Source organism: Burkholderia sp. KBS0801 (genome assembly GCF_005937855.2).
GTDB classification, from domain to species: domain Bacteria; phylum Pseudomonadota; class Gammaproteobacteria; order Burkholderiales; family Burkholderiaceae; genus Burkholderia; species Burkholderia ambifaria.
In genome coordinates this window covers 2,306,414-2,318,579 of sequence record NZ_CP042177.1, presented here as the reverse complement: position 1 = coordinate 2,318,579, position 12,166 = coordinate 2,306,414, and the positions used below count along the sequence as shown (strand labels likewise).

At 65.2% G+C, this 12,166-nt stretch carries 7 protein-coding genes and 1 pseudogene; 4 read left to right on the top strand and 4 right to left on the bottom strand.

Annotated elements, in window-relative coordinates:
• Nucleotides 1–38: 38 nt before the first annotated feature.
• From folD to fixL, 3 genes are all read right to left on the bottom strand, one after another.
• A complete protein-coding gene (gene folD / locus FFI87_RS10990) occupies nt 39–896 on the bottom strand; it encodes a bifunctional methylenetetrahydrofolate dehydrogenase/methenyltetrahydrofolate cyclohydrolase FolD (RefSeq protein WP_138847464.1) in 858 nt (285 codons plus the stop codon).
• A gap of 243 nt (nt 897–1,139) precedes the next feature.
• Nucleotides 1,140–1,778, bottom strand: a complete 639-nt coding sequence (gene fixJ / locus FFI87_RS10985) for an oxygen response regulator transcription factor FixJ (RefSeq protein WP_006493245.1) — start codon at nt 1,776–1,778, stop codon at nt 1,140–1,142.
• Complete coding sequence (gene fixL, locus FFI87_RS10980) at nt 1,775–4,291, bottom strand: oxygen sensor histidine kinase FixL (RefSeq protein WP_012364227.1); 2,517 nt, start codon at nt 4,289–4,291, stop codon at nt 1,775–1,777. Before fixL ends, fixJ begins: the two co-directional genes overlap by 4 nt.
• Here fixL and FFI87_RS35345 point away from each other — a divergent pair.
• The 4 genes and pseudogenes from FFI87_RS35345 to lpdA all read left to right on the top strand — a co-directional run.
• Nucleotides 4,211–4,428 (top strand): annotated as a pseudogene (locus tag FFI87_RS35345) (hypothetical protein); the annotation flags it as partial. The gene fixL and the pseudogene FFI87_RS35345 overlap by 81 nt on opposite strands.
• A gap of 136 nt (nt 4,429–4,564) precedes the next feature.
• Complete coding sequence (gene aceE, locus FFI87_RS10970) at nt 4,565–7,261, top strand: pyruvate dehydrogenase (acetyl-transferring), homodimeric type (RefSeq protein WP_138847465.1); 2,697 nt, start codon at nt 4,565–4,567, stop codon at nt 7,259–7,261.
• Between the two features lie 70 nt (nt 7,262–7,331).
• Complete coding sequence (gene aceF, locus FFI87_RS10965; RefSeq protein ID WP_138847466.1) at nt 7,332–8,993, top strand: dihydrolipoyllysine-residue acetyltransferase; 1,662 nt, start codon at nt 7,332–7,334, stop codon at nt 8,991–8,993.
• Between the two features lie 270 nt (nt 8,994–9,263).
• Nucleotides 9,264–11,030 (top strand): dihydrolipoyl dehydrogenase, encoded by a 1,767-nt coding sequence (gene lpdA / locus FFI87_RS10955; RefSeq protein ID WP_138847467.1) that lies wholly within the window; start codon nt 9,264–9,266, stop codon nt 11,028–11,030.
• 206 nt (nt 11,031–11,236) lie between these two features.
• Here lpdA and FFI87_RS10950 read toward each other — a convergent pair whose 3' ends face one another.
• On the bottom strand, nt 11,237–11,803 hold the full coding sequence (locus FFI87_RS10950; protein WP_006755449.1) for a phasin family protein: 567 nt from the start codon (nt 11,801–11,803) through the stop codon (nt 11,237–11,239).
• Nucleotides 11,804–12,166 lie beyond the last annotated feature (363 nt).

Here is a 12,166-nt window from a genome sequence, read left to right as displayed (position 1 = left end):
CGGCGCGCGAATGCGCACCGGCTGGGCAGGCAGCGCGATCAGGCGGCCGCGGCGGCGCGCTCGGCGGCTTCGATCGTGTTGATCAGCAGCATCGTGATCGTCATCGGGCCGACGCCGCCCGGCACCGGCGTGATGTGGCCGGCGACTTCCTTCACGCCGGCGAAGTCGACGTCGCCGCACAGCTTGCCCGCGTCGTCGCGGTTCATGCCGACGTCGATCACCGTCGCGCCGGGCTTGACCATGTCGGCCGTCAGGATGTTGCGCTTGCCGACCGCGGCGACCACGATGTCGGCCTGCCGCGTGTGCGCGGCGAGGTCGCGCGTCTTGCTGTGGCAGATCGTCACGGTCGCGCCGGCTTCGAGCAGCAGCATCGCCATCGGCTTGCCGACGATGTTCGAGCGGCCGATCACGACCGCGTTCGCGCCTTGCAGCGGGATGTCATGCGCTTCGAACATCTTCATCACGCCGTACGGCGTGCACGGACGGAACAGCGGCTTGCCCGTCATCAGCGCGCCGGCGTTCGCGACGTGGAAGCCGTCGACGTCCTTCTCGGGCGCGATCGCCTCGAGCACCTTGTGGCTGTCGATGTGCGCGGGCAGCGGCAGCTGGACCAGGATGCCGTGGATCTTCGGATCGCGGTTCAGTTCGTCGATGCGCGCGAGCAGGTCGGCTTCCGACAGCGTGTCCGGGTACGCATCCTTCTGCGAGAAGAAGCCGTTGTCCTCGCACGCCTTGATCTTGTTGCGCACATAGACTTCGCTCGCCGGGTTGGCGCCGACGAGGACCACCGCGAGACCGGGCTGGTGGCCGCGGGCGGTGAGGGCGGCGGCGCGTTGGGCGGCCTGCGTGCGCAAGGTCTTCGAGAGGGCGTTGCCGTCGATGAGGAGGGCTGTCATGGTGGTGGTCCTGCCGGGAAGTTGGAATGCGGGTGTGCGGCGCACGAAACGCCGCAGCAAAGCACGCAATTATACCGGTCGCCTGCTGTCGTCCGACAGCGAATGCAAGGAAAGCGTCATGGCGGCGATGCCGGCGCCCGGGAGCAAGCGCCGGGCCGCGCCCCCGCGAGTGGGCCGCATTGCGCGGCCCGAGGGTGCGTGGGTGCGGCCGGCCGGGCAGGTGCCCGCGGCCGCACGTAACGTTCAGGCCTGCTTCTTCGACAGCGCGAGGCGCAGCAGATCGGCCACCGTGTTGACGTTGAGCTTTTCCATGATGTTCGCGCGGTGCGCCTCGACCGTCTTGATGCTGATCCCGAGATCGTCGGCGATCTGCTTGTTCAGCCGGCCGGCGATGATCCGCTCGAGCACCTGCTGCTCGCGCGCGGTCAGCTTCGACAGACGCTCGCTCGCGGCGCGCTGTTCCTGGACGCTCTTGCTTTCGCTTCGGGCCTTGTCGAGCATCCGCTCGACGAGTTTGCGCAGCTCGGCCTCGTCGAACGGTTTCTCGATAAAGTCCATCGCACCCTTTTTCATCGTCGACACGGCCATCGGCACGTCGCCGTGGCCCGTGACGAAGATGATCGGCAGCGCGGCGTTGTCGGCGATCAGGCGCTCCTGCAGCTCGAGGCCGCTCATGCCCGACATCCGGACATCGAGGATCAGGCAGGCGATCTGGCCGGCCTGCTGCGCCGGCTGGTAGGCATCGAGGAACTGCTCCGCGCTCGAGAAGCATTGCACGCGATAGCCGTTCGCCTCCAGCAGCCAGCGCAGCGAGTCCCGTACGGCCTCGTCGTCGTCGACGACGAAGACGGTTTCCTGAGTGGTGGTGACAGGGCTATTCATAGTTCTCCCGTAACGGTATGTGATGCCGATGCCTCGCGCCCCCCTTGGCCGAGATCAGCGGGTTCCCCAATGGGCAGGCTGCAGTGGAATGTCGCGCCGGAAATGCGGCCGTCCGGTTCGACATTGTTGACCACCCACAGACGCCCCCGATGCGATTCGATGATCGAACGGCAGATGTTCAGCCCCATGCCCATGCCGTCGGACTTGGTGCTGTAAAACGGTTCGAACAGGCGTTCGGCGGTTGCTTCGTCGACGCCCGGACCCTGGTCGATCACGCGGATGTCGACGAAACCCGCGTCGATGTCGGCGACGACGCGGATCACGCCGTCCGCCGTCGGCGGCTTCACGTCGGCCATCGCCTCGGCCGCGTTCTTCATCAGGTTCATCAGCACCTGCTCGATAAGCACGGGGTCGACATAAATAATAGGCATTCTTGCGAGGATTTCCGTGACGATCCGGATCCTGCGCTTCCTGGCCTCGATTTCGGCGAGCCCGACCGCGTCGGCGACGATGTCCGCGACGCGTGCCGGCTGGCGCTTCGGCTCGCTGCGCTTCACGAATTCGCGGATCCGCTTGACGATCATCCCCGCGCGCAGCGCCTGCTGCGCGGTCTTTTCCAGTGCGGGCTGCAGTGTCTCGGGCGTGCCGCGGCCGCTCTTCACGAGCGCGAGCGTGCCCGAGCAGTAGTTGTTGATCGCGGCGAGCGGCTGGTTCAATTCGTGAGCAATCGACGACGCCATTTCACCCATCGTCATCAATCGGCTCGTGAACTGCAGCTTCTCTTCCTGCTGGTGCGCGAGTTCCTGCGCCTTCTTGCGGGTCGTGATGTCGGTCGCGATCTGCATCTGCGCGAGGTGGCCGTCCACCCACTGGATGTACTGGCGGCGCACCTCGAACCACTTCTGGATGCTCTCGACGTACACCTCCTGCGCGTCGGCCGTGCTGCTCGTCAGCGCGGCGGCCGGCAGGCCCGCGAACGTGTCGACCATGTCGATCGAGTCGGACGACGCCTGCGCGCGGTCGAAGCCGCCGCCCGACAGCTCGAGATGGCCGTCGGGGCGAATCCCGAACAGGTGGCGGTAGTAGCGGTTCGCAAACAGCAGCTCGGCTTCGTCGGCGGCGAGCACCGACACCGCGGCGTCGAGGCTTTCGAGCACGGTCGTGAAGCGCTCGTGCGCGGCCGCGAGTTCCTCGCGGGCGCGCTTCGGCTCGGTGATGTCGGTCATCGACGACATCCAGCCGGTCTGGCGGCCCGAGCTGTCGATCAGCGGCGACACGTAGAGGCGCGCATGGAACAGCGTGCCGTTCTTGCGCCGCACGCGTAGCTCGAAGCCCGAGCTCGGCGCCTTGCCGCGCAGCGTCATGTCGAGCTGGCGCTGCATTTCCGGATACGCGTCGCGCGGCCAGTACGGGAACGGCGCGACCTTGCCGACCAGGTCGGTTTCGTCCCAGCCCGTCATCCGGCAGAACGCGGGGTTCACGTGCGTGATGCGGCCGTGCATGTCGAGCACGCGCATGCCGATCAGCACCGAATTTTCCATCGCGCGGCGGAAGAACGCTTCCGCGTACAGCGCCTGCTGCGCCTCGAAGCGCTGGCGCGTGTGCTTCCACAGGCTCCAGAGGCTCCACAGCACGAAGCACGACAGCCCGGCGACGAGCCAGACGAGCGTGTTGTTGGTCAGGTTCGTGAGCTGCGGGAACGCGTACACGCGCACGGTCAGCCCCTGGCCGGGCGGATCGAGCGGCAGGTCGTAATGGGAGTCGCGCGGCAGGCGCGGGCGCGTCGACGTGGACGACAGCTCGCGGTTGTTCGAGTCGGTGATCGAGATCTTGTACTTCGACGACAACTCCTGCGGGATGTCATGCTTCAGGATCCCTTCGACCGAGAACACCGCGGCGATCGAGCCGAGATATTCGCGGTCGCCGCGCATCACGGGCGTCTGCAGCGTGATGAAGCCGTTGCCGAAGTCGTCGTAGATCAGCGGCGAATAGGCCTGGCGGCGTGTGCTGCGCGCTTCGTCGTACGCGCCGCGCACGGCGTCCTGCATCTGCGCGTCGCCGGGCTTCGCGAGCCGCTGGCCTAGCAGCGGCGGGTGCACGGCCGGCCAGCGCTGCACGCCCGGCGCGGTGTACCAGTTCAGATAGAGGATTTCCGGATGCGTCTGCATCACGTCCGCGACGGCCATTTGGAACGCGTTCTGGTCGAGGCGGCCCGACGCGAGATCGCGCGACAGCGCCTGCAACTGCTCCTGCGCACCCGTCATCGACAGGCGGATCTGCTGCTGCGCCCACGCGACGTTACGGAACAGCGTGTCTTCCTGCTGCTGCTGTTCGCGGCGATTGAGGCTCCACAGAATCAGGCTCATCACCACGAGGAACACGAGGATCGACAGCAGCGGCGTCAGCAAATAGGAGTTGGACCACCACGGTCCGTGGTGCCAACGGGACGGCTGCGACTCCGCCGGCGGGCCCGACGGTCGCGCCGAGCGTGCGAAAAGCCGATCGGTCAACATGGCAGGATTGTAGCGCAGCGCAATACATGGAAAACCGATACCGGATATGTTGAACGGAAACGGATTTGTGCCCGCGGCGCGCGCCGCGGAGGCCCAGCGGATGGGTGCAGCGCAGCAATATTCCGCATTACGAGAAAAGATCTCATAATTCGAAAATTCAGTTGCGCGGGCCCGTCCACGCTCATTACAATCCGTCGGAGCTTGCCCGCAGCCGGTCGCGTCGCGTCGTCTGCATGAGAGCGATCCTCACATTCCAGGACCCAGGAGACGAGAATGTCCGCTGTACCGAACGAAGTGATGAAGTATGTCGCCGCCGAACGTGACGACGACCCGCAAGAAACCGTCGAGTGGCTCGAGTCGCTCGATGGCGTGATCTCCTCCGTGGGCACCGGCCGCGCGCACTACCTGATCGAAAAGCAGATCGAGTTCGCCCGCATGCACGGCGAACACCTGCCGTTCTCCGCCAACACCCCGTACATCAACACGATTCCCGTCGCCGCGCAGGCGAAGATCCCGGGCGACCAGGACATCGAGCACCGCATTCGTTCGTACACGCGCTGGAACGCGCTGGCGATGGTGCTGCGCGCAGGCAAGGACACCAACGTCGGCGGCCACATCGCGTCGTTCGCGTCGGCTGCGACGCTCTATGACGTCGGCTACAACCACTTCTGGCACGCGGCGTCCGACCAGCACGGCGGCGATCTCGTGTTCGTGCAGGGTCACTCGTCGCCGGGCGTGTATTCGCGCGCGTTCCTGCTCGGCCGCCTGTCGGAAGAGCAGCTCGACAACTTCCGCCAGGAAGTCGACGGCAAGGGCATCTCGTCGTACCCGCACCCGTGGCTGATGCCGGACTTCTGGCAGTTCCCGACGGTGTCGATGGGTCTCGGCCCGATCATGGCGATCTACCAGGCCCGCTTCATGAAGTACCTGGAATCGCGCGGCATCGCGAAGACGGCCGGCCGCAAGGTCTGGGCGTTCCTCGGCGACGGCGAGACCGACGAGCCGGAATCGCTCGGCGCGATCGGCATGGCGAGCCGCGAGAAGCTCGACAACCTGGTGTTCGTGATCAACTGTAACCTGCAGCGTCTCGACGGCCCGGTGCGCGGCAACGGCAAGATCATCCAGGAACTGGAATCGGAATTCCGCGGTGCCGGCTGGAACGTGATCAAGGTCATCTGGGGCAGCCGCTGGGATGCGCTGTTCGCACGCGACCAGACGGGCGCGCTGATGCGCCGCATGATGGAAGTCGTCGACGGCGAATACCAGACGTACAAGTCGGAGTCGGGCGCGTTCGTTCGCGAACACTTCTTCAACACGCCTGAACTGAAGGCGCTCGTCGCCGACTGGTCGGACGACGACATCTGGGCGCTGAACCGTGGCGGCCACGATCCGCACAAGATCTACGCGGCGTTCCACGAAGCGACCAACACGAAGGGCGCGCCGACCGTCATCCTCGCGAAGACCATCAAGGGCTACGGGATGGGCGAGTCGGGCCAGGCGATGAACATCACGCACCAGCAGAAGAAGCTGCCGGTCGAGCAACTGAAGAAGTTCCGTGACCAGTTCCGCCTGCCGATCGCCGACGAGCAGATCGCCGACGTGCCGTACCTGAAGTTCGAGGAAGGCTCGAAGGAACTCGAATACATGCGCCAGAAGCGCATGGACCTCGGCGGCTACCTGCCGCATCGCCGCGAAAAGGCGACCTCGCTGCCGGTGCCGGCGCTCGACGCGTTCGAGCCGCTGCTGAAGGGCACGGGCGAAGGCCGCGAGATCTCGACGACGATGGCGTTCGTGCGGGTCCTGAACATCCTGTTGAAGGACAAGGCGCTCGGCAAGCGCGTCGTGCCGATCGTCCCGGACGAATCGCGTACGTTCGGCATGGAAGGCCTGTTCCGCCAGATCGGTATCTGGAACCAGGAAGGCCAGAAATACGTGCCGGAAGATTCCGACCAGCTGATGTTCTACAAGGAATCGGAAACCGGCCAGATCCTGCAGGAAGGCATCAACGAAGCGGGCGGCATGTGCGACTGGATCGCGGCGGCGACGTCGTATTCGACGCACGGCGAGATCATGGTGCCGTTCTACATCTTCTATTCGATGTTCGGCTTCCAGCGGATCGGCGACCTCGCATGGGCGGCGGGCGACATGCGCTCGCGCGGCTTCCTGCTCGGCGGCACCGCGGGCCGCACGACGCTGAACGGCGAAGGCCTGCAGCACGAAGACGGTCACTCGCTCCTGTGGGCGGCATCGGTGCCGAACTGCGTGAGCTACGACCCGACGTTCGGCTACGAGCTCGCGGTGATCATCCAGGACGGTCTGCGCCGCATGGTGCAGGAGCAGGAAGACGTGTACTACTACATCACGGTGATGAACGAGAACTACGAGCACCCGGCGATTCCGCAGGGTGAGCACGTGGCGGCCGACATCATCAAGGGCATGTACGCGTTCAAGAAGGCCGACGCCGACCAGAAGGCGCCGCGCGTGCAGCTGCTCGGCGCGGGCACGATCTTCAACGAAGTGATCGCCGCCGCCGACCTGCTGAAGAACGACTGGGGCGTCGCGGCCGACCTGTGGAGCGTGCCGAGCTTCACCGAACTCGCGCGTGAAGGCCACGATGTCGAGCGCTGGAACCTGCTCCATCCGACCGAGGAGCGTCGCCTGTCGCACGTGCAGAAGTGCCTGAAGGACACGCAGGGTCCGGTCATCGCATCGACCGACTACGTGCGCGCGCTGGTCGACCAGATCCGTGGTCAGATCGATCGCCGCTTCGTCGTGCTGGGCACGGACGGCTTCGGTCGTTCGGACACCCGCGAAAAGCTGCGTCACTTCTTCGAAGTCGACCGTCACTGGGTCACCGTCGCCGCGCTCAACGCGCTGGCCGACGAAGGCACGATCGAGCGCAAGGTGGTCGCGGACGCGATCGCCAAGTACAACCTCGATCCGTCCAAGCCCAACCCGATGACCGTTTAACGCACACGCGCCGTGTGATGCCGCGCGCCGCTTCCGGGAGGGGCGCGCGCGGCCATGGAGACACAAAAAGATGAGTCAAGCGATCGAAGTGAAGGTGCCGGATATCGGCGATTACAAGGACGTGCCCGTCATTGAGGTGCTCGTGAAGGCGGGTGACACGGTCGAGCCCGAGCAGTCGCTCGTCACGCTCGAGTCGGACAAGGCGACGATGGACGTGCCGAGCCCGGCAGGCGGCACGGTCAAGGAAGTGAAGGTCAAGGTGGGCGATTCCGTGTCGGAAGGCTCGCTGATCATCCTGCTCGAAGGCGGCGCCGCGGCGCAGGTGAATGGCGCGGCAGCGCCGGCGGCGGCCCCGGCTCCGGCGGCAGCGCCCGCACCGGCACCGGCAGCACCGGCCGCAGCGGCACCGGCCGCCGCGCCGGCAGCGTCGGGCGGCACGCTCGAGGTGAAGGTGCCCGACATCGGCGACTACAAGGATGTCCCGGTGATCGAGATCGGCGTGAAGGTCGGCGATACGGTCGAGAAGGAGCAGTCGCTCGTCACGCTCGAGTCGGACAAGGCGACGATGGACGTGCCGAGCCCGGCCGCCGGCGTCGTGAAGGAAATCAAGGTCAAGGTCGGCGATTCGGTGTCGGAAGGCACGCTGATCGTGCTGCTCGACGCCGCCGGCGCCCCGGCAGCCGCCGCGCCGCAGGCGAGCGCACCGGCTCCGGCTCCGGCCGCGCCGGCACCGGCCGCAGCACCGGCACCCGCGCAGGCTGCGCCGGCACCGGCTGCAGCCGCTCCGGCCGCCGCACCGTCGGGCGAGTATCGCGCCAGCCACGCGTCGCCGTCGGTGCGCAAGTTCGCGCGCGAACTCGGCGTCGAAGTCGCCCGCGTGCAGGGTAGCGGTCCGAAGGGCCGCATCACGAAGGAAGACATCACGGGCTTCGTGAAGGGCGTGATGACGGGCCAGCGCGCGGCACCGGCTGCTGCAGCCGCGCCGGCAGGCGGCGGCGAGCTGAACCTGCTGCCGTGGCCGAAGGTCGACTTCTCGAAGTTCGGCCCGTTCGAAGCGAAGCCGCTGTCGCGCATCAAGAAGATCTCGGGCGCGAACCTGCATCGCAACTGGGTGATGATCCCGCACGTCACGAACAATGACGAAGCCGACATCACCGAGCTCGAAGCGCTGCGCGTGCAGCTGAACAAGGAGCACGAGAAGGCGGGCGTGAAGTTCACGATGCTCGCGTTCGTGATCAAGGCGGTCGTCGCCGCGCTGAAGAAGTTCCCGACCTTCAATGCGAGCCTCGACGGCGACAACCTGGTGTTCAAGCAGTACTACCACGTCGGTTTTGCTGCCGATACGCCGAACGGCCTGGTCGTGCCGGTGATCCGCGATGCGGACAAGAAGGGCCTCGTCGACATCGCGAAGGAAATGGCCGAGCTGTCGAAGGCCGCGCGCGACGGCAAGCTGAAGCCGGACCAGATGCAAGGCGGCTGCTTCTCGATCTCGTCGCTCGGCGGGATCGGCGGCACCAACTTCACGCCGATCATCAACGCGCCGGAAGTCGCGATCCTCGGGTTGTCGCGCGGCCAGATGAAGCCGGTGTGGGACGGCAAGCAGTTCGTGCCGCGTCTGACGCTGCCGCTGTCGCTGTCGTATGACCATCGCGTGATCGATGGCGCGGAAGCCGCGCGGTTCAATGCGTATCTCGGAGCGTTGCTCGGGGATTTCCGTCGCATCATTCTTTGATGAGCAGAGGGGCTCGCGGGGGCGTGGGGTTTATGTCGGTCATCCATGCCTCGTCGTTGAACCTGTTTCGCTAACGGTCTGCTGGCGTCGCCCCTGCGCGGGGCGGCGGTCACTTTTCTTTGTCTTCCAAAGAAAAGTAACCAAAAGAAAGGCGCGTCCTTGGGCGGACAGCAAAGGTGGTCCTGCCCAAGTCCCCGTTCTCCAGTCAGGCCGTCGTTCAGCGGTTGAGCCCTCTGCCTCTGTCAGCAGCTAATCAAGAAGGGGACAGTAATGAGTCTCATCGAAGTCAAGGTTCCGGATATCGGCGATTTCAGCGGCGTCGATGTCATCGAAGTCAACGTCAAGCCAGGCGACGTGATCGAAAAAGAACAAACGCTCATCACGCTCGAATCCGATAAAGCCTCCATGGAAGTGCCCAGCGACGTCGCCGGCACAGTCAAGGAAGTCAAGGTCAAAGCCGGCGAGAAAGTCTCGCAAGGCACCGTCATCGCCATCGTCGAAGCAGCAGCCGGCGACGCCGCACCCGCGAAAGCACCCGAGGCAGCGAAACCCGCACCGGCTGCGCCCGCTCCGGCCGCAGCCGCTCCCGCAGCCGCGCCGCAAGCCGGCAGCTACAGCGGCGCCGCCGACATCGAGTGCGACATGCTCGTGCTCGGCGCCGGCCCCGGCGGCTATTCGGCCGCGTTCCGCTCAGCCGACCTCGGCATGAAGACGGTGCTGGTCGAACGCTACTCGACGCTCGGCGGCGTATGCCTGAACGTCGGTTGCATCCCGTCGAAGGCGCTGCTGCACACGGCACTCGTCATCGACGAAGCCGCGGCGCTCGCATCGCACGGCATCACGTTCGGCAAGCCGGAGGTCGATCTCGACAAGCTGCGCGACTTCAAGGGCGGCGTCGTCAAGAAACTGACGACGGGCCTCGCCGGCATGGCGAAGGCGCGCAAGGTCGAAGTCGTCACGGGCGTCGGCGCATTCGTCGATCCGTATCACATGGAAGTGCAGGGCGAAAACGGCAAGAAGGTCGTCAAGTTCAAGCAGGCGATCATCGCCGCGGGCTCGCAAGCGGTGAAGCTGCCGTTCATGCCGGAAGACCCGCGCGTCGTCGATTCGACGGGCGCGCTCGAACTGCGCCAACTGCCGAAGCGGATGCTCGTGATCGGCGGCGGCATCATCGGCCTCGAAATGGCCACGGTGTATGCGACGCTCGGCGCCGAGATCGACGTGGTCGAAATGATGGACGGCCTGATGATGGGCGCGGACCGCGATCTCGTGAAGGTCTGGGAAAAGTACAACGCGAAGCGCTTCGGCAACGTGATGCTGAAGACCAAGACGGTCGGCGCGGAAGCGAAGGAAGACGGCATCTACGTGAAGTTCGAGGGCGAGAAGGCGCCGGCGGAAGCGCAGCGCTACGACCTCGTGCTCGTCGCGGTGGGCCGCAGCCCGAACGGCAAGAAGATCGGCGCCGACAAGGCCGGCGTCGCCGTCACCGACCGCGGCTTCATCGATGTCGACAAGCAGATGCGCACGAACGTCCCGCACATCTTCGCGATCGGCGACGTCGTCGGCCAGCCGATGCTCGCGCACAAGGCCGTGCATGAAGGCCACGTCGCGGCGGAAGCCGCGCACGGCGAGAAGGCGTACTTCGACGCGCTGCAGATCCCGTCGGTGGCGTACACCGATCCGGAAGTGGCGTGGGCCGGCAAGACGGAAGACCAGTGCAAGGCCGAAGGCATCAAGTACGGCAAGGCGGTGTTCCCGTGGGCCGCATCGGGCCGCGCGATCGCGAACGGTCGCGACGAAGGCTTCACGAAGCTGATCTTCGACGAGGAAACCCATCGCGTGATCGGCGGCGGCATCGTCGGCCTGAACGCGGGCGACCTGATCAGCGAAGTGTGTCTCGCCGTCGAGATGGGCGCGGACGCGGAAGACATCGGCAAGACGATCCATCCGCACCCGACGCTCGGCGAATCGGTCGGCATGGCCGCCGAGCTGTACGAAGGCGTGTGTACCGACCTGCCGCCGCAACGCAAGAAGTAACTCGACCGGCATGGTCGGCCTCGCGCCGGCCATGAAAAACGCCGCCGCCCGGAACATCCGGACGGCGGCGTTTTCTTTTGCCCGAGGCCGATGGCGGAGCGCCGCCCGTGTCACGTCGATGCATCGACGATGGCCGGCCGCGCGGTGTGTCGGCGCCACAAACGAAAAAGCCGCGCAGTGCGCGGCTTTTTCAGCAGCAGGGACGCTTACGCGGCCGGCTTGGTCGAGCGGCGCGATGCAGCAGCGCTTGCAGCCTTCGTCGCGACAGCGGCAGCCGCGTTGAAGTTCGTTTCGGCGATCTCGACGGCTTGCTTCGCAGCCTTCTGGACCGTTTCGTACGTGGTGTTCGCTGCGTTCAGCGCCGACTTCAGTGCGGCGACAGCCGTTTCCGAACCGGCCGGTGCGTTCTTCGCGACGTTGTCGACGAGCGCCTGGACCTTCTTGTTCTGCTCTTCGAATTGCGCTTCCGCAACCTTCGCGAACTCGGCTTGCGTCGACGACGCGATTTCATACAGGTGACGCGTGTACGACAGCACCTTTTCCGCGACCGGCTGCGACAGGCTCGCTTGCAGTGCGATCAGTTCCTGTGCGTCCTTCACCGACAGCAGGCGCTGTGCGTTTTCCTGGCTTTCCGTCAGCGTCGACTTCACGACCTGCAGATTAAGTTCGATCAGCTTTTCGACGCCTTCGAACGCCTTGGTCGTCAGACCGAACAGGCTTTCGAGATTGGCTTTCTGGGCGGCGGCGATTTGCTCGGGGGTCAGCAAGGACATGTCAAGCTCCTGAAAAGCGATCGCGTCGATCGCAGGGATATAAAGGGCACTACGCTGGGGAACCTCGGCGCCGCGTGCTTTGTGCATCGCAGCAATGAGTCATATTCTAGGGCACAGAAAAGTCTTGTCAAGCATTTTTTGTGCGTTGCACAATTGCGACAAATTATCGATAAAACAATGAGTTATCGCCCGCATTCGGAATCGGTTTCAGCCGCTTTTTCTCACATGGTGCGCACCCGGGCAGGGCAGGCGCGGCGCACCATGATCATGCACAGGTAAACCTGACAGGCATGTGGAACGTTATGCTTCTGTTCCTGTCGAAAAGCGCGCCGTTTCAATGCGCGTGCCGGGTGACCTGCCGAC